Below are 17,156 nucleotides of genomic sequence, written 5' to 3' on the forward strand. Positions count from 1 at the left end.
GTTGTCTGCTGCCATCAGGCTGTGGATTACTCGGCGGACTTTTCGCCGGTATCGACGGCCTTCGGGCGTTCCTGCACCACTTCGTCGATCAGGCCGAAGGCCTTGGCTTCGTCGGCGGTCATGAACTTGTCACGTTCCATCGCCGCTTCAACTTCTTCGATCGGCTTGTTGCAGTGCTTGGCATAGATGCTGTTCAGGCGCGACCGCAGGCTGAGGATTTCGCGGGCGTGGATTTCGATATCCGTGGCCTGCCCCTGGAAGCCGCCGGACGGCTGATGGATCATGATCCGCGAATTGGGCAGCGAGAAGCGCTTGCCCGCTTCCCCGGCCATCAGCAGGAAGGAGCCCATGGAGGCGGCCTGCCCGATGCACAGGGTGGCGACGCTGCAACGGATGTACTGCATGGTGTCGTACATCGCCAGACCGGAGGTCACCACCCCACCCGGCGAGTTGATGTAGAAAGCGATATCCTTGGACGGATTTTCCGACTCAAGGAACAGCAGCTGGGCGCAGACAAGGCTGGACACCACATCGTTGACCGGGCCGGTCAGGAAGATGATGCGTTCCTTCAGCAGCCGAGAGTAGATGTCGAAGCTGCGCTCGCCCCGGCTGGTCTGCTCGATGACCATCGGCACCAGGGTGTTCATATAGACATCATAAGGATCCCGCTCGCGCATTCTTCCGCCTTTCCAAAACAGGGCCCCGCCGGAAACCGGCGGGCAGGGATATAACATCGGGTCATCTGTCCGCAGGCGCATGCCTGACAGACCGTCCCCTGAAAAAAACCAACCCGCAGTAAAAAACCAAATCTATCAGGGATCAAGCGGCATTCGGCATCCGCAGCGTTTTCAGCGGACGGGAAGACCGGTTTTGCCGCCATCCCTGTCATATCTAAGGCAGCTGGACCGAAAAAAGAAGAGGGCCAAAAAGATCAGGGCCCCCGTCAGCGACGGAGGCCCTGTCTGATCACCGGACGGAACCGGAAACCGCGAAAAGCTTACGCTTCTTCGGTGGCTTCAGCGGTTTCGGCGTCTTTCTTCTTGGCCGGGGCCTTCTTCTTGGCGGCAGCCTTTTTCTTCGGCTTGTCGTCTTCGCCTTCGGCGTCGGCCTTCACCAGCTCTTCAGCGCTGACTTCCTGCTCGGTGGTCTTGGCCAGCTCGAGGATGAAGTCGACGACCTTGTCTTCATAGATCGGGGCGCGCAGCTGCTCAACGGCATCGCGGTTCTTCTGGAAGAACTCGAACACAGCGCGTTCCTGACCCGGGTAGCGCATGGCTTCCTGCATCACGGCACGGTTCAGGTCTTCCTGAGTCACCTGAATGTTGTTCTTGCGGCCGGCATCGGCCAGCAGCAGACCCAGACGCACGCGACGCTCGGCGATGGCGCGGTATTCGGTCTTCAGCTCGTCTTCCGACTTGCCCTTGTCTTCTTCGTCCAGGCGGTCGGCCTTGATCGCCTGTTCGATCTGGGTCCAGATGCCGCCGAACTCGGCGTCAACCATGGATTCCGGAACCGGGAAGGAGACGATCTCGGCCAGCTTGTCCAGCAGGTCGCGCTTCATGCGGCCACGGGCGATACGGGTGTAGTCGCCTTCGATCTGCTCGCGCACGGCAGCCTTCAGGGCATCAACGTCTTCGAGGCCGACCGACTTGGCGAACTCTTCGTTGATTTCCGGGATCTGCATTTCCTTCAGGGCTTTGACGGTCACGGCGAACTGGGCGGCCTTACCGGCCAGATCCTTGGCGTGATAGTCTTCCGGGAAGGAGACGTTGACGGTGACCTGATCGTCAGCCTTGGCGCCGATCAGCTGGTCTTCGAAGCCCGGAATGAAAGAGCCGGAGCCCAGTTCCAGATCGTAGCCTTCGCCCTTGCCACCCGGGAATTCGACGCCGTCGACGGAGCCGACGAAATCGATCTCCAGCACGTCGCCCTTCTTGGCCTTACGCTTGGAGTCGGTGGCAACCGGGGTCTTGCGGCTTTCGGCGATGCGGGTCAGGGCTTCGTCGATCTCGGTGTCGGCAACCTTGACGACCGGCTTGGTCAGCTCGATACCGGCGTAGTCGACATCACCGATTTCCGGCAGGGCTTCGAATTCGACGGTGAATTCCAGATCCTTGCCTTCGTCGAAGGAGACCACTTCGATCTTCGGCTGCATGGCCGGGGTCAGCTTGCGCTCTTCGAGGGTGGAGCGGACGCCGTCCTGCACCGCGTCTTCCAGCACTTCGCCCATCACAGAGCCAGCATAGCGCTTGCGGACCATGGCCAGCGGCACCTTGCCCGGACGGAAGCCCGGCAGGCTGACCTTGGCGGAGAGTTCCTGAATGCGCGCATCAACCTTGGCGGCGATGGCGTCGGCCGGAACGACAATCTTGAAACCGTACTTCAGACCGTCGGCGGTGGTTTGAGTGACCTGCATGGAAAATCCCGAATAAAAGTGCTTCGTTGCGTTTCCTGCCGGTCCGTTCCGCCCGTCATACAATCAGTGCGGCCGGTTCCGGCGTGTCTGAACAAGTGCCCTTCGGGGTTATCCCGCAAGGCAGGTAAATGTTTTGGTGCGGGCGAAGGGACTTGAACCCCCACGGACAAAGCCACCGGAACCTAAATCCGACGCGTCTACCAATTTCGCCACGCCCGCAGGCGGTGCGGGATCCCCGCTGTATGGCAGGACCCCGTACCCTGAAAACTTTTTGAGCCTCGGCCCTGTGTCCCGTCCGGGTCTCCGGCCACCGGCCCTGACATTCCCGGGAAAAGGATTTCCGGGGAGGCAGAACGGCAACGCAGAACCCGGCCGCCGGGACTCCGGCCGCCAGAACCCACATCACATAGACAATACGCCTCTCCGGGGCAACAAAAATGAATCCCGGAGGGGTCCGCTTTATTTCCGGCATGACCCGGGACCCTGCGGAAAACCGCAGGGAAGGGGTGGAACTCTCTGAAAAAGAAGGGGGAGGGTAAAGAGAGCCAGTTGGTTCCTGTCAGGTTGGCATAAATAAGTGTATGCACATTCGGAGTAAGACTAAATAACACCATTTTTTTTATTAAAATTTCGGTGTACACCTGCGCCTTCCTGAAACCCTTAAAAAAAGAAGGGGGGGTCGGGACTGCGCCCGGGCAGGGGGCAGGGCCAAGACAGGGGCCGGAGCATGGGCCGTATAATAAGGCCCGATGAAGGGGAAGGAGAGTGTCGGATGCTGCGTGACGCGGGACTGGGGACCGACTTGGACCGGAATGGCCGGCTGGCCTATCTGCAGATGGATGAGGGCACCCGCGCGGCGCTTCTTGAAGTCCGTCCGCTGCTGGAACAGCACATAGACAGCGTTCTGGATACTTTCTATGGATATATTCTGCAAAATGACGGGCTGAAGAGTCTGTTTGCCGATCCGTCCCGGATTGCCCACGCCCGGTCTATGCAGCGCCATCACTGGCTTGACAACGTCTTCACCGGCGATTTCGGCGATGCCTATATGCGTCAGGTGGTGATCATCGGGCGTACCCACGAGCGGATCGGTCTGGAGCCGCGCTGGTACATCGGCGGGTACTGCTTCACGCTCAACCGCATTGTGGCGATGGTGCAGCAGGCCTATCGCAAAAAGCCGGAGCGGGCGGGGGAAATTCTGGCCGCGATCAACAAGGCGGTCTTTCTGGATATGGATCTGGCGATCTCCGTCTATATCCAGACGGCCCGGGAAACGGCGGCGGATACCCTGAACGGTCATGCCAGCGTCTTTGAGCGCGAAGTCCACGGCATGGTGGAAATCGTGGCAGCGGCGGCCACCGAGCTGCAGGCGACCTCTCAAAGCATGGCTGAAACCGCCGAGGCGACCAGCGCGCAGGCCAGTCTGGTCGCCAACGCCGCTGAAAATGCGGCGGGAAATGTGCAGACGGTTGCCGCCGCCGCAGAGCAGTTGCATGGGTCGATCAGCGAAATTTCCCGCAAGGTGACGGATTCTAACCGGATTTCTGCCGATGCGGTGCAGGAGGCCGACCGGGCCAACGCCCTGATCAACAGCCTTGCCGATGCGGTGGACCGGATTGGGCAGGTGGTGCGGCTGATTTCTGACATTGCCAGCCAGACCAATCTGCTGGCCCTGAACGCCACGATCGAGGCTGCCCGCGCCGGTGAGGCCGGAAAAGGATTCGCGGTGGTCGCCAACGAAGTGAAAAGTCTGGCCAACCAGACGGCAAAGGCGACGGGTGACATTTCCTCGCAGATTTCATCGGTGCAGACGGCAACCAAAGATGCCGTTTCGGCAATTCAGGGAATCGGCGGCACCATCTCCCGGATCAATGGGATTGCTGCGGCAATCACCGAGGCGGTGGAGCAGCAGGGGGCCGCAACCCGCGAGATTGCGCTGAATGTCCAGCAGGCTTCTGCCGGAACGGCGGAGGTTACCGGCAATATCTGTCAGGTGACCGAAGCGTCTTCTGAAACCGGGATGGCGGCGCGGGAAGTGATGTCAGCCTCCCGCCAGCTGTCGCAGCAGTCGGAGCAGCTGAAGTCCCGGGTCGATGACTTCCTGCGCAGCATCCGGGTGGTGTGATTTTCCGGCGTTTTGCCGGTCAGGCCGTTGTTCAGGCGCCGCTCCGGGGGGATCCGGGGCGGCGTTTTTGTATCCGCCCGCCGGAATGACGGATTGAAGACGGTTGTGTTTTCTGCACCAAAGGTCTGAAAAATGACCGCTTCCGCCATTCCATCCACAGGAAATATGCTTTGGATCTGGCGTTTCCTTTGTATCTGCCTATATCACAGCGTAGAGTAAGGGTGCCGAAATCGTTTTTTGGCGTGCGGATGCCGCCTTTTTCACGCTTGCGGTGCTGTATTTGGCGTGGCGCGATGCCTCCAAGAGGGTTGCAGCCGCCTGAAAGAAGAGGTTCAGAGTGGTGACGGGTTCTTCTCAGACCTACCCGGTCCTGCCGTTGCGGGATATCGTTGTCTTCCCCCACATGATCGTGCCGCTGTTTGTCGGCCGCGAGAAAAGTGTGCGGGCGCTTGAAGACGTCATGAATGACGACAAGCAGATCCTGCTGGTGGCACAGCGTAATGCCTCGCAGGATGATCCGGCGCCGCAGGACATCTACGACGTTGGCACGGTATCGACCGTGCTGCAGCTGCTGAAACTGCCTGACGGCACCGTCAAGGTGCTGGTGGAAGGCGGCCAGCGGGCCAAAATCCTGCGCTATACCGACCGCGAAGACTTCTTCGAGGCCGAGGCCGCTGTTCTCGAGGAAGGGGAAGCCGACCGCCGGGAACAGGAAGCGCTGGCCCGCTCGGTGATTTCGCAGTTTGAACAGTATGTCAAACTGAACAAAAAGATTCCGCCGGAAGTGCTGGTGTCGATCAACCAGATCGAAGAGCCTGCCAAGCTGGCCGACACGGTGGCCTCTCACCTGTCGCTGAAGATCGCTGAAAAGCAGGAACTGCTGGAGCTGCCGACCGTTGCCGAGCGGCTGGAGCATATCTTCGGTTTCATGGAAAATGAGATCGGGGTTCTGCAGGTCGAAAAGCGCATCCGCAACCGCGTCAAGCGGCAGATGGAAAAGACCCAGCGCGAGTACTATCTGAATGAGCAGATGAAGGCCATTCAGAAGGAACTGGGCGAGGGCGAGGAAGGCCGGGACGAAACCGCCGAACTCGAAGAGCGCATCAAGAAGACCAAGCTGTCGAAGGAAGCCCGCGAAAAAGCGCTGGGTGAACTGCGTAAGCTGAAGTCGATGAGCCCGATGTCGGCGGAAGCCACCGTGGTGCGCAACTACCTCGACTGGATGCTGACCATTCCCTGGAAGAAGCCTTCGCGTCTGAAAAACGACCTGAAGGGCGCCCAGAAGGTGCTGGATACCGATCACTTCGGCCTTGATAAGGTCAAGGAACGGATCCTTGAGTATCTTGCGGTCCAGCAGCGGACCCACAAGCTGAAGGGGCCGATTCTGTGCCTCGTCGGCCCGCCGGGCGTCGGTAAGACCTCTCTCGGGCAGTCGATTGCCAAGGCCACCAACCGCGCCTTCGTCCGTGTGTCGCTGGGCGGCGTGCGGGATGAGTCCGAGATCCGTGGTCACCGCCGGACCTATATCGGCTCCATGCCGGGCAAGGTCATTCAGGGCATGAAGAAGGCCAAGACCTCTAACCCGCTGTTCCTTCTTGATGAAGTGGACAAGCTGGGGCAGGACTGGCGGGGAGATCCCTCCTCGGCCCTGCTGGAAGTGCTGGACCCGGAACAGAACGCCACCTTCCAGGATCATTACATGGAAGTGGATTACGATCTGTCTGACGTGATGTTCGTCTGTACCGCCAACACCCTGCGCATGCCCCAGCCGTTGCTGGACCGCATGGAGGTGATCCGGCTGTCGGGCTACACCGAAGATGAGAAGGTCGAGATCTGCCGCCGTCACCTGATTCCGAAGCAGATGGACGCCCACGGTCTGAAGAAGACCGAATGGAGCATCAGCGATGCCGCCCTGCGGGATCTGGTGCGCTATTACACCCGGGAAGCCGGGGTGCGTAATCTGGAGCGTGAAATCGCCACCCTGACCCGCAAGGCGATCAAAGAGATCACCATGCGGAATCTGAAAAAGGTGACGGTGACGCCGAAGAATCTGGAAAAGTACGCCGGGGTGCGCAAGTACCGTTATGGTGAGGCCGAGATGGAAGATCTGGTCGGCACCGTCACCGGTCTGGCGTGGACCGAAGTGGGGGGCGACCTGCTGTCCATTGAAGCGGTCACCGTCCCGGGTAAGGGCAAGTTCACCGTCACCGGTCAGCTGGGTGACGTGATGAAGGAATCGATCGAGGCGGCACGGTCTTACGTGCGGTCGCGGGCGACCACCTTCGGCCTGAAGCCGACGATTTTCGACCGGAAGGACATTCACGTTCACGTGCCGGAAGGGGCAACCCCGAAGGATGGTCCGTCGGCGGGGATTGCGATGTGCACTGCCATCGTGTCGACCCTGACCGGCATCAAAATCCGCGCTGATGTCGCCATGACCGGCGAAATCACCCTGCGCGGTCGGGTGCTGGCGATCGGCGGCCTGAAGGAAAAGCTGCTGGCTGCCCTGCGGGGCGGTATCAAGACCGTGCTGATCCCGCAGGAAAATGAAAAAGACCTGCCGGACATCCCGGATAATGTGAAGAAAGGGCTGAAGATCATCCCGGTTTCCACTGCCGATGAAGTGCTGAAGCATGCTCTGGTCGAGCAGCCGGTGCCGATCGAGTGGAACGAGGAGGAAGAAGCCGCTGCCGAGCTGGCCCGTCAGAAGGCCAAGGAGGCGGATGACGCCGTGATCACCCACTGATCAGCGTCCTCTGAGTAAAACAAAAAACCCCGCCTCTCCGATCTGGAAAGGCGGGGTTTTTTTATGCTTGCCCGGAGCCGTGTGCGTAAAGCGGATGCCGGTCTGATGACCGGGGCCGGGGCCGGCCGCTTATTCGGTCGGGTCTCCGCCCAGAGCGGCCAGCAGGGCTGCCATGTCGTCGGGCATCGGGCTTTCAAAGCGCATCTGCTCACCGCTGACCGGGTGGGTGAAGCCCAGCAGCCAGGCATGCAGGGCCTGCCGGGGAAAAGCCTCGGCTGCGGCGCGGGCTTCGGTGGGCAGGCCGCGCACCCGCCGCCCGGCGCCGTACATCGGGTCACCGATCAGCCCGTGGCCGATGTGGGTCAGATGAACACGGATCTGGTGGGTCCGCCCGGTGGCCAGACGGCATTCAATCAGGGCTACCGCGTCGCCGCACAGCGATTGCAGGGTCCGGAAGCGGGTCAGGGCCGGTTTGCCGCCGTTGCGCAGCAGGGCCATTTTCTGACGGTTCTGCGGGCTGCGGCCGATATTGCCTTCCACCTCCCCGGCGCGGGGCAGCGGGCAGCCCCACACCAGCGCCCAATAGGCCCGTTCGGCGGACTTATCGGCAAACTGGGCGGACAGGCCGTGATGGGCCCGGTCGCTTTTGGCGACCACCAGCAGCCCCGACGTATCCTTGTCGATGCGGTGCACGATGCCGGGACGGCGGACCCCGCCGATACCGGACAGGCGGTCGCCGCAATGGTACAGCAGGGCGTTGACCAGTGTGCCATCGGGGCTGCCGGGGGCAGGGTGCACCACCATCCCGGCCGGTTTGTCGATGACGATCAGGTCATCGTCCTCATAGACCACGGTCAGGGGGATGTCCTGCGGCACCGGCAGGGCCGGGGTGGCGGCAGGCAGGTCGATAACCCCGTGCTGTGCGGGTTTGACCCGGATCGAGGGGTCAACTATGGTGGCGCCGTCCAGACTGACCCGTCCGTCAAGGATCAGCGCTTTCAGGCGTGACCGTGACAGGGCCGGGGCAGCTTCGGCCAGCCACTTATCCAGCCGTGTTCCCGCCTGTTCGGCGGTAACCGGCGGCAGGGTCAGCGGCCCTTCACCCGGATAGTCTCCGGCAGGGGGCGCCCCGGCTGCATCGCCGGTCAGGTCATCATCGCCGCTTTCGTCGGCGGCGGAGATCAGGTCGTCATCCCATTCCTCGTCGGGCAGACCGACAGAGGTGGGGGGCAGGGCGCGGGAAGGGGGCTTGGATCGGGGCACGGACAGGACTCTGAGTACGGGGTTGCGCGGCAGCAGGGCCTGACCGTCAGCACCCCGGTTTCCGTTGAGGATCGGACCCCTGAGATGACGACGTACCGCGATAACGATGATACCGAACAGGACGCCTTTGACCAGCAGCATGCCCGACGCCTGAGGACGGTCAAGGGCATTGCCCTTGGGATGGCTGTGCTGCTTGTGGTGGGCATCGGGGCTCTTGGCTATGGGATGTATTCCAAGGCTGATAAGCTTGGCAAGTCTGCTGATGCCGCATCGTCGGCAGTGGTCCCGGCTGCCGGGGTGCCGGTGGCCGGGGCAACGGTGCCTCACGGCCCGGCCGTGACGCTGCCGGTGTTCGGGTCAATCACCCTTGATGCGGCGGATGGGGCTGAAATTGTCGATGTACAGACATCCGGCACCATCCTGACGGTGACGGTGCTGGAAGGCACCGGCCCCAGCCTGCATATCGTTGACCTCACCGCCGGGCGTGTTCTCGGGCGGGTCAGCCTGAAGGCCCCGGCACAGCAGGGGCATTCTCAGGGGCAGACGCCGCATCCGGCACGCTAACGGCGCGGTGGTGCCGGAGGAATGCCGTTCCGTCGGCGATACCGGGTTCCCCGGGATCAGAGTCTGGTCCTGAGGGCGGAAGAACAGCAGGCCCTGCGTGAGCAGGCGCAGGCTGCCTTCCCGGCGGAATGCTGCGGCCTGCTGCTGTCGTGCTTTGATGGCCGTGTGCAGGCCATGCCGATGATAAACCGCTCGCCAACCCCGGACCGGTTTGAGATTGCCGTCTCAGACCTTCTGGGGGCGCACCGCCGTGCGCGGCAGGAGGGCGGGGCGGTTATCGGCCATTACCATTCGCACCCCAACGGGCTGGCCCGCCCCAGTGCCGCCGATGTTGCCGCCATTGCCGATCCGGCGGCGGTCTGGGTGATTGTCGCCGTTGATCCGCAGACCGGGACGCCCGGGGCAATCACCGCCTGGCATCCTGTTGAGAGACAAGGGAAAGCCGGTTTCAGGCCGGTTTTGCTGCTGTCTGCCCGGCGGATTCTGCGGGATGACCCGGAAAAATGAAAAAATGTCAAAAAAGGCCTTGACGGTGACCTGCTGAAAGTCTAAAAACCGCTCCTCTTCAGGCCGCGTCCCCATCGTCTAGAGGCCTAGGACACCGCCCTTTCACGGCGATAACCGGGGTTCGAATCCCCGTGGGGACGCCACTGAAGAGAACGGGAGCAATCCCACCCCGGCAGGGTTATGCACCATCTGCGGTCTGTCCCCATCGTCTAGAGGCCTAGGACACCGCCCTTTCACGGCGATAACCGGGGTTCGAATCCCCGTGGGGACGCCACCTGAGCGTCACGCGCTGTTTTCAGCAAGAAATTTCCGGGCTGCCGCAAGGCGGCCTTTTTTCTTTTCTGCACCTGCGATACGCTCTTTGTCCGCCACATCCAGATCAAGTCGGTGTGGCGCGCAACTGGCCCCTGCTGCGCTGAGTGCTTTGACAGTGCCTTCCTCAGCGTTGCCGGCCATGGCAGGCAGAACGCGCGCTCTGCCTGCCTCTGTTATCCCGACCGGCCCTGACGGCCGTGCGGAAGCGAAGGGGGATAGCGCATGCGTTTTGGTTACACCATCATTTATGTTGCCGATGTTCCGGCCTCTCTGGCCTTTTTTGGCCGGGCTTTCGGGGTGGAAACCCGCTATCTGCACGACAGTTCTGATTATGGCGAGCTGGCAACTGGCGATACGGTGCTGGCCTTTGCCGCACATTCCGTCGCCAACGCCCTGCTGCCGCAAGGGTATGTGGCGGCTGATCAGTCCGACCGCCCGCTGGGGATGGAGGTGGCGCTGGTGACAGACGATGTCCCCGCCGCGCATGAGAAAGCGGTGGCTGCCGGTGCGGTTTCCCTTCAGGCGCCGGTGCGTCAGCCCTGGGGGCAGACGGTATCGCATCTGCGTTGCCCCGACGGCCTGCTGGTGGAGCTGTGCAGCCCGGTTCCGTCCTCCCCCTGATTGCCTTGGCGGGGGTAAGGCTGAGGGAATTTCAGATCCTTTTGCACAAACTCTTGCGCACTGCGGCGCAGCCTCTATATTGGGGGTGCCGGGCTTGCCCGGCTATGGTGCTAAACCCGTCACGGAATAGACGTTACGGACCCGGGGGCGGTACCCGGCGTCTCCACCATCTTCCCTTCTGGTCCTGCGTTGCAGGTGCCTGACAGGGATAGGCCCTTAAAAGCCGACGGAATGGGGACGAAACAGGATCGACGTGCGTAGTAAAGGTTTCGGCTGTACTCGGCATGGTAGCCACCGTTATCGGGCCAATCTCAACAAGTGCCAACGACAACGTTGAACTTGCCGCTGCCGCTTAATTGCCGGTAAGCGCGGTCCGGGGGGCGCCGGGCAACAGAAGCCCCCCACTTAAGTGCTGATGCCGCTTTAAGATGACTGACCTGACCCAGAGAAACCGGCGGAACTCCGTTCCGGGGCGTATCGCCTGATCCGGTCCAGTCTGGTGGAGAAAGCGGGCTTTGGCTGATGTGTTTCCTCCCTCGGCCGCCGCTGTGTGCCTGTGCTGACTGTACCTGTGGCAACGGTGGATCCGGCCCGGGGTTTCAGCGTGGCGGTATGCCGCGCCTTTCTGGCGGAGTGATTACAGGTGGATACACCGGGTATTCAGTATGAAATGTTGGTGGAACGGGCGCTGCGCGGCGTTCTGCGGGATGCGTTGCGTCTGGTGCTGACCAGCGGTCTGCCGGGGCAGCATCATTTTTACATCACGTTCCGCACCACGCATGCCGGTGTGGCGATTCCGCCGCGTCTGAAGGCGCAGTACCCGGAAGAAATGACCATCGTTCTGCAACATCAGTTCTGGAATCTGGAAGTCCACGAAGACTGGTTTGCGGTTGAGCTGTCGTTCCAGAATAAGGCAGAGCGTCTGGTTGTCCCGTTTGAGGCTGTTACCGGCTTCGCTGATCCGCATGCCCAGTTTGGTCTTCAGTTTCAGGGTGGTCTGGCGGCTGATGCCGACCTCTACGACGATGAAGACTTCGAGGATGATGAGGCTTTTTCCGATTCGGCGTCGCTGTTTGATGCTGATAATGGCGATGATGCCGGAAAAGGCAAAGAGACTGCCGATACGTCAGACAGCAAGGTGGTCACGCTGGACGCCTTCCGCAGAAAGTAATATCGGCGAAGGGATCATTACTTTCAGCAGATTACCGATTATATTGTAATCTTTCGATATTTTCATATGCGGAGATCGTCATGGGCGAACGATCTCCGCTTTTTCATTTGTTTTGGTATGATCGAAAAACTGAGGTATAACCCTTTTGTCTCGGTGCTAAGGGCTATATCGCTTTGATATAGTCTTAAGGTCTTATGATATGCAAATGGCTGTCTTGACTGGTCTAAGACTGCGAAAAGCGGCCCTGACGCAATAAAAACTGTACTCATACAAAATTCGACCCGGATAAACCGGGAACCCGCCACCGGTCTTGTGGCGGGGGCGGTGTTTATACGCCGTTTCGATCTCAGGGAAGGCCAGAGGGGGACACAGGGCCAGACCGTGCAGCGGGCAGTCTGCGGGGATCTGGGCTGAATGGCATGGGTGAGCAGACCTTGCGGGAGGGGGAACTCCGGCCGGTCTGCGGAAACAGGGGAGGGGCGCTGACAATGTCAAGCGCAGAGCTGATTCTTGACCAGGCTTTGGCGACACCGACCGGGGGGAAGACCGGGGTGGAACGCCTGCGGGAAGAACTGCTGTCCAAGACCGCCGATGTACTGCACCGTATGGCGGACCGTATTTACGCTGCTGATCTGATTGAGCCGGATGTTTCGGCCCTCGGTCCGCGCTTTGGTCTGGATAATATGCTGAAGACCTGTCTGCGCTATGCGGAGGAAGGGGTCAGCACGGTGCCTTTGCATCTTTATTCCTTACAGGAACTGAAGCTGGCCTTTGGCCCGGAATGGCCGCGCCTGTCGGCGAAGGCGATGAAAGTCGTTGAAATCGTGCTGCGCAAGCGGCTGGGGCCTGCCGATACCTTCCTGCGTCATGCTGACAATGCGTTTGTGGTCCATATGGGCGGCGAGCATGCCGATCAGGCCCCGCAGCGGGCCAGCCGTATTCTGGGGGAGCTGCGTCAGAATCTGCTGGGGCCTTCGACCCCGCAGGGGAAATCCTTTGGCATTCAGCTGGAGCGGGTGACGTTTGGCGATCTGCTGTCAAAGGGCATCGCCCCGGAACCGGCACCGCTGGCCGACACCTCGCTGGCGGTTGCCGTCAGCGCGCCGAAGGTCGAGCTGTCGGTGGGGGAAGTGGCGGCCCGCCTGCACAAGCAGCTGTCGTTCAGTTTTTCTCCGGTCTGGGCACCGGGGAAGGAGACCGTGACCGGCTATCAGGCTTTGGCCCGGCGTCATACCGATTATGGGATTTACCGGGGGAAGTGGGTCCTGAACGGTGGGTACGAAGATCCGTTCTCGCTGGGGGTTGATCTGCGGATCATTGAAGCGGTCGCTCAGCAGATTACCCGGCTGCAGGATCTGCCGACCTTACCGAAGCTGTCGCTGCCGCTGCATAACCGTTCCCTGCTCGGCCGCAACCGTGACCGGATTTTGCGGGCGCTGGAAACCAATGTGCCGAAAGCCCTGCGGCTTGGCGTCGTGCCGGAGATTGTCGGTATTCTCGATGCCCATCCGCTGACCCTGCTGCCAGATACCATCAACGAGCTGCGGTCCCTGTTCGGGCAGGTGCATGTGCGGGTGCTGCATGGCGGTCTGGAAGGAATCACGCCGCATCTGGGCCGGGCCGATGGCATCGGGATTGATATGAACGAGCTCAGCCGCCATGGGGCAACCGCATCCCAGCGGCGTCTGGCACTGAAGGAGTTTGGTGCTGCGGTTAAGGCAATGAAGGGCAAGGCCCCGGAAACCCGGTATGTCTGGGATCTGCATTCCGCTGGCGAGGTTAAGCTGGCGGTCGCCGAGGGCTTTACCGTGATTTCCGGCACCGCTGTGGGGATTGAGGATGCAGAGCCCCGGGCCCCCTTCGGGCTGGCGGCAGAAACCATCGGCCTGAAGAAGACCGATAAGGGCTGACAACTCTGTTTTTGGCAGCCCTGTTTCCGGCAGACATATCATTCTGTTGCAGCAGATAACTCCAGACGGGGCAGTCCGACTGCCCCGTTTTCTTTATGCCCTTACACCCGTTCCAGCTCTATTTTCGGGCAACGGTCCATGATGACGGTCAGCCCGGCGGCCTCGGCACGCAGGGCGGCGGCGTCATGCCGGATGCCCAGCTGCATCCAGACCACCCGGATCTGGCTATCGCCGGAGCGGCTGGCGTTCAGGGCGATCGCCTCGTCTGCCACAGCGGCGGCGGCCTCGGCATTGCGGAAGATATCGATCATCTCAACGGGGTCGGGGATATCAGCCAGCGTGGCGTAAACAGTTTCTCCCAGCACGGTCTGCCCGGCCAGCCCCGGATTGACCGGAATCACCCGGAAGCCATGATCCTGCAGAAAATGCATCACATGATAACTGGGGCGGTCTTCCTTGGCGGAAATGCCGATCAGGGCAATGGTGCGCACCCCGGCCAGAACTGCCAGTGTGTAACCGTCCGGATAAGGGATCGGCGCATCGGCGGCACAGCGGTCATGGGTAAACCGGGGAAAGGTCATGGCAACGGCTCCGGTAAGGCGGCATGGTCTGCCACTCTACCGGACCCGGCGGTGGTTTGACCAGCCTGCCCCGGGGTTACAGCCTCTCGCCGGGGTCTTCGGTCCGGTGCCCCAGTGTATCCAGTCCCTCCGCCAGATAGTCGGCGATCAGCGGGGTGCCGCACAGATAGTCGGTTCCGTCGCGCTCTTCCAGAATGTCGGCGGCGATACGGCGGGCTTCCTTCCAGTCTGCCCGCCCATAGTCTCCCCGCCCGACCCAGAGAATGGCGACCAGAGTGATCATCTGCTCTTCGTTCAGCAGTGAAAGAGCGCTGTGCAGATCATCGTACGGGGTTTCGTGGTCCTGCTGTGGCAGAAAGTCACCGTCAAGGTCGGGCAGCCGCAGGGCGTCGTCCGATTGCTCCTGCGCCGGATCCAGTGCGGCGTCAAACTCCCGGGCCCGGGCGATGATATAGGCCAGTGTCGGGGCCGGAATGTTCAGGGGGACCGGTGGACGGTCCCGGGTCTTCAGAGAGGGGGATATGTCACGCATGGCGGCGGCTCCGGTGTTGCACGGCGGGCGCTTCGGCGCCGGACTGACACTTCTGTGCGACCTGTATGGCGGAGGGGGGGGAGGGCCGGGCGTGACAGACCACCGGGCTTCCCGGTTGCAGTATGCCAGTTTTCGCCGGTGAAGGACAGAGACCGCGGGCGCTCCGGGACTGGATACTGGGACCGGAGACTTGGACCGGAGAAAAAAATTGAGCGCTCAGGCTTTTCCTGTCCGGTTCCATTCTAAACTGGAAGTAACCGGGATACAGCCGGGGAAGCCCTTTTTTATCATATGGATATAACTCTGACAGAACGCCAGAGGGCCTGACAGGGGCTGTGCTGTTCTAAATTAGAGTGATTTGAAGGTTTGATATGCCTCAATGTTCCCACACCTCCTGTGGGGAATAGTGGGGTCACGGCGCGGCGGACCCTGTCTTCTGCTCCGGCTGGCCGGTCCGGCTGCGGTGCAGGCACCGCTCCACCGGCTTACACGTCAAAGATGAGACCCCGATGGTCCGTTGCCGGTCAGGCAGGCGGTTGGCGGAGCTTTGCCGGGGATCGGGAGAGGAGAGCGCATGATGAAAACCGTATTTCTGGGGCCGGTGATTGCGGCCGGGGTAGCGCTGGCGACGGCGGTGGCTGTGGCGCAGGCGGCAGCCCCCCGCACCGATGAGCCGATCCAGCCGCTGGCGGCGGCCAAGGTCAGCAATCCGGCGCTGGCAGAGCTGGGGAAGAAGCTGTACTTCGATCCGCGCCTGTCCAAGTCGGGCTTCATTTCCTGCAACTCGTGTCACAATCTGTCGATGGGCGGTACCGATAATCTCAAGACCTCCATCGGTCACAACTGGCAGAAGGGGCCGATCAATTCCCCGACGGTCCTGAATTCCAGCCTGAACGTTGCCCAGTTCTGGGATGGCCGTGCCGCTGACCTGCAGGCGCAGGCCGGGGGGCCGATCGCCAATCCCGGCGAAATGGCGTTCACCCACAAGCTGGCGGTTGATGTGCTGGAATCGATCCCCGGGTATGTCACCGAATTCGGGGCGGTGTTCGGCACCGGCAAGATCACCATCGAGGAGGTGACCAAGGCCATCGCTGCCTTTGAGGAAACACTGGTGACCCCCAACGCCCGCTTCGATAAATGGCTGCTGGGTGACGACACTGCGCTGACCGCCGATGAAAAGGCAGGGTACGAACTGTTCCGTGACAGTGGCTGTGTCGCCTGCCACAACGGCCCGGCGGTGGGGGGCAACTCCTTCCAGAAGATGGGGGTGGTGGAGCCCTATAAGGCGACCAGTCCGGCGGAAGGCCGGGTGGCGGTGACCAAGGATGAGGCGGACCGCTTCAACTTCAAGGTGCCGACCCTGCGCAACGTCGAAATGACCTACCCGTACTTCCACGACGGCGAGGCTGCAACCCTGTCCGACGCGGTCGAGACCATGGGGCGGATCCAGCTCGGCCGGGTGTTCAATAAGGACGAGAATGCCAAAATTGTGGCCTTCCTGAAGACCCTGACCGGTGATCAGCCGGACTTCAGGCTGCCGATCCTGCCGCCGTCGTCGGACGCGACACCGCGCCCGACCCCGTTTGAATAAGCCTGTTTTAATAAGAAAGAGAGTGGGGTTTCAGGCCCCGCACCAGACCGGCTCGCGCTTGCCGAGGAAGGCATCAATCCCTTCTTCGGCATCGCGGGCCATCATATTTTCCGTCATGACCCGGCTGGCGTAGGCATAGGCATCGTCCATCGGCTGTTCCAGCTGCCGGTAAAAGGCTTCTTTCCCGATTTTCAGGGTCAGGGGGGATTTGGCGGCAATGGTGGCGGCCATGGCGGCAACGTGACTGTCCAGTTCTTCGGCGGGCAGGGCGGCATTGATCAGGCCGTGACGCACCGCATCGGCGGCCAGCACCGGCTGGCCGGACAGCAGCATTTCCATCGCGGCCTTACGGGGCACCGCCCGGGACAGAGCGACCATCGGCGTGGAGCAGAACAGCCCGATGTTGACCCCGGGCGTGGCAAAGCGGGCGGTGTCCGTGGCATAGGCCAGATCGCAGGAGGTGACAAGCTGGCATCCTGCGGCTGTGGCGATGCCGTGAACCCGGGCGATCACCGGCTGCGGCAGGCGCACCACGGTCATCATCAGGCGGGAGCATTGCTCGAACAGCGGCAGATATTCGGCCTGATCCAGCCCGCGGACTTCTTTCAGGTCATGTCCGGCGCAGAAAGCCGGGCCAGATCCGGTCAGCACCACCACCCGCACGCTGCTGTCAGCGGCGATGCGGTCCAGCTCCGCCTGCAGGGCGGCCATCAGCGGGCGTGACAGGGCATTCCGCGCTTCGGGGCGGTTGAGGGTCAGGGTACAGACGCCGTCGGCATCGGTGCGCAGCAGCAGGGGGGCTGACATGGGTGAG

Annotated in this window: 14 protein-coding genes, 3 tRNA genes and 1 other RNA gene; 11 read left to right on the forward strand and 7 right to left on the reverse strand. The window is 61.6% G+C overall.

The window, feature by feature from the left end:
- Positions 1 to 26 precede the first annotated feature (26 nt).
- The 3 genes from clpP to G365_RS0106055 form a co-directional block, all read right to left on the reverse strand.
- On the reverse strand, positions 27 to 677 hold the full coding sequence (gene clpP, locus G365_RS0106045) for an ATP-dependent Clp endopeptidase proteolytic subunit ClpP (RefSeq protein WP_043741762.1): 651 nt from the start codon (positions 675 to 677) through the stop codon (positions 27 to 29).
- A gap of 320 nt (positions 678 to 997) precedes the next feature.
- Entirely contained in the window at positions 998 to 2,416 is a 1,419-nt protein-coding gene (gene tig, locus G365_RS0106050) for a trigger factor (protein WP_019644611.1), read from the reverse strand.
- 134 nt (positions 2,417 to 2,550) lie between these two features.
- Positions 2,551 to 2,635: transfer RNA gene (locus tag G365_RS0106055), tRNA-Leu, on the reverse strand.
- A 553-nt stretch (positions 2,636 to 3,188) separates the two neighbouring features.
- Here G365_RS0106055 and G365_RS0106060 point away from each other — a divergent pair.
- Both G365_RS0106060 and lon read left to right on the forward strand, forming a co-directional pair.
- Positions 3,189 to 4,541, forward strand: a complete 1,353-nt coding sequence (locus tag G365_RS0106060) for a globin-coupled sensor protein (RefSeq protein ID WP_019644612.1) — start codon at positions 3,189 to 3,191, stop codon at positions 4,539 to 4,541.
- 337 nt (positions 4,542 to 4,878) lie between these two features.
- Complete coding sequence (lon, locus tag G365_RS0106065) at positions 4,879 to 7,287, forward strand: endopeptidase La (protein WP_019644613.1); 2,409 nt, start codon at positions 4,879 to 4,881, stop codon at positions 7,285 to 7,287.
- Between the two features lie 129 nt (positions 7,288 to 7,416).
- Here lon and G365_RS0106070 read toward each other — a convergent pair whose 3' ends face one another.
- Complete coding sequence (locus tag G365_RS0106070; protein ID WP_019644614.1) at positions 7,417 to 8,691, reverse strand: RluA family pseudouridine synthase; 1,275 nt, start codon at positions 8,689 to 8,691, stop codon at positions 7,417 to 7,419.
- Here G365_RS0106070 and G365_RS0106075 point away from each other — a divergent pair.
- The 8 genes from G365_RS0106075 to G365_RS0106110 all read left to right on the forward strand — a co-directional run bounded on the left by G365_RS0106075 (position 8,635) and on the right by G365_RS0106110 (position 13,638).
- Positions 8,635 to 9,114 (forward strand): hypothetical protein, encoded by a 480-nt coding sequence (locus G365_RS0106075; protein WP_026345141.1) that lies wholly within the window; start codon positions 8,635 to 8,637, stop codon positions 9,112 to 9,114. The two genes, G365_RS0106070 and G365_RS0106075, sit on opposite strands and share 57 nt — an antisense overlap.
- Before the next feature lie 21 nt (positions 9,115 to 9,135).
- Complete coding sequence (locus G365_RS20550; RefSeq protein WP_019644616.1) at positions 9,136 to 9,621, forward strand: Mov34/MPN/PAD-1 family protein; 486 nt, start codon at positions 9,136 to 9,138, stop codon at positions 9,619 to 9,621.
- A 67-nt stretch (positions 9,622 to 9,688) separates the two neighbouring features.
- Positions 9,689 to 9,764, forward strand: a tRNA-Glu gene (locus G365_RS0106085).
- 55 nt (positions 9,765 to 9,819) lie between these two features.
- A tRNA-Glu gene (locus G365_RS0106090) sits at positions 9,820 to 9,895 on the forward strand.
- A gap of 263 nt (positions 9,896 to 10,158) precedes the next feature.
- Positions 10,159 to 10,557, forward strand: coding sequence for a VOC family protein (locus G365_RS0106100; protein WP_019644618.1), 399 nt, complete (start codon positions 10,159 to 10,161; stop codon positions 10,555 to 10,557).
- Between the two features lie 49 nt (positions 10,558 to 10,606).
- Positions 10,607 to 10,963, forward strand: a transfer-messenger RNA (tmRNA) gene (gene ssrA / locus G365_RS23440).
- A 237-nt stretch (positions 10,964 to 11,200) separates the two neighbouring features.
- A complete protein-coding gene (locus G365_RS0106105) occupies positions 11,201 to 11,728 on the forward strand; it encodes an SspB family protein (protein WP_019644619.1) in 528 nt (175 codons plus the stop codon).
- 488 nt (positions 11,729 to 12,216) lie between these two features.
- Positions 12,217 to 13,638 carry a hypothetical protein gene (locus G365_RS0106110; RefSeq protein WP_019644620.1) on the forward strand — a complete coding sequence of 474 codons (1,422 nt, stop codon included), beginning with the start codon at positions 12,217 to 12,219 and terminating at the stop codon, positions 13,636 to 13,638.
- Between the two features lie 101 nt (positions 13,639 to 13,739).
- Here G365_RS0106110 and G365_RS0106115 read toward each other — a convergent pair whose 3' ends face one another.
- Together G365_RS0106115 and G365_RS20555 are read right to left on the reverse strand one after the other, a co-directional pair.
- Complete coding sequence (locus G365_RS0106115; RefSeq protein ID WP_019644621.1) at positions 13,740 to 14,219, reverse strand: CoA-binding protein; 480 nt, start codon at positions 14,217 to 14,219, stop codon at positions 13,740 to 13,742.
- Between the two features lie 76 nt (positions 14,220 to 14,295).
- Positions 14,296 to 14,751, reverse strand: a complete 456-nt coding sequence (locus G365_RS20555) for a DUF3775 domain-containing protein (protein ID WP_019644622.1) — start codon at positions 14,749 to 14,751, stop codon at positions 14,296 to 14,298.
- A 574-nt stretch (positions 14,752 to 15,325) separates the two neighbouring features.
- On the opposite strand from G365_RS20555, the gene G365_RS0106125 reads away from it, so the two are divergent.
- On the forward strand, positions 15,326 to 16,342 hold the full coding sequence (locus G365_RS0106125) for a cytochrome-c peroxidase (RefSeq protein WP_019644623.1): 1,017 nt from the start codon (positions 15,326 to 15,328) through the stop codon (positions 16,340 to 16,342).
- A 30-nt stretch (positions 16,343 to 16,372) separates the two neighbouring features.
- Here the strand turns inward: G365_RS0106125 and G365_RS0106130 are convergent, their stop codons facing one another.
- Positions 16,373 to 17,149 (reverse strand): enoyl-CoA hydratase, encoded by a 777-nt coding sequence (locus G365_RS0106130; RefSeq protein ID WP_019644624.1) that lies wholly within the window; start codon positions 17,147 to 17,149, stop codon positions 16,373 to 16,375.
- Between the last annotated feature and the right edge of the window lie 7 nt (positions 17,150 to 17,156).

The organism is Novispirillum itersonii subsp. itersonii ATCC 12639 (assembly GCF_000381985.1).
GTDB classification, from domain to species: Bacteria; Pseudomonadota; Alphaproteobacteria; order Rhodospirillales; family Rhodospirillaceae; genus Novispirillum; species Novispirillum itersonii.

What these genes read in the sequence shown, in the direction of transcription:
- clpP (WP_043741762.1), bottom strand. Translation starts at nt 677, where the DNA reads ATGCGCGAGCGGGATCCTTATGATGTCTATATGAACACCCTGGTGCCG.
- tig (WP_019644611.1), bottom strand. Translation starts at nt 2,416, where the DNA reads ATGCAGGTCACTCAAACCACCGCCGACGGTCTGAAGTACGGTTTCAAG.
- G365_RS0106060 (WP_019644612.1), top strand. Translation starts at nt 3,189, where the DNA reads ATGCTGCGTGACGCGGGACTGGGGACCGACTTGGACCGGAATGGCCGG.
- G365_RS0106075 (WP_026345141.1), top strand. Translation starts at nt 8,635, where the DNA reads ATGACGACGTACCGCGATAACGATGATACCGAACAGGACGCCTTTGAC.
- G365_RS0106070 (WP_019644614.1), bottom strand. Translation starts at nt 8,691, where the DNA reads ATGCTGCTGGTCAAAGGCGTCCTGTTCGGTATCATCGTTATCGCGGTA.
- G365_RS20550 (WP_019644616.1), top strand. Translation starts at nt 9,136, where the DNA reads ATGCCGTTCCGTCGGCGATACCGGGTTCCCCGGGATCAGAGTCTGGTC.
- G365_RS0106100 (WP_019644618.1), top strand. Translation starts at nt 10,159, where the DNA reads ATGCGTTTTGGTTACACCATCATTTATGTTGCCGATGTTCCGGCCTCT.
- G365_RS0106110 (WP_019644620.1), top strand. Translation starts at nt 12,217, where the DNA reads ATGTCAAGCGCAGAGCTGATTCTTGACCAGGCTTTGGCGACACCGACC.
- G365_RS0106115 (WP_019644621.1), bottom strand. Translation starts at nt 14,219, where the DNA reads ATGACCTTTCCCCGGTTTACCCATGACCGCTGTGCCGCCGATGCGCCG.
- G365_RS20555 (WP_019644622.1), bottom strand. Translation starts at nt 14,751, where the DNA reads ATGCGTGACATATCCCCCTCTCTGAAGACCCGGGACCGTCCACCGGTC.
- G365_RS0106125 (WP_019644623.1), top strand. Translation starts at nt 15,326, where the DNA reads ATGATGAAAACCGTATTTCTGGGGCCGGTGATTGCGGCCGGGGTAGCG.
- G365_RS0106130 (WP_019644624.1), bottom strand. Translation starts at nt 17,149, where the DNA reads ATGTCAGCCCCCCTGCTGCTGCGCACCGATGCCGACGGCGTCTGTACC.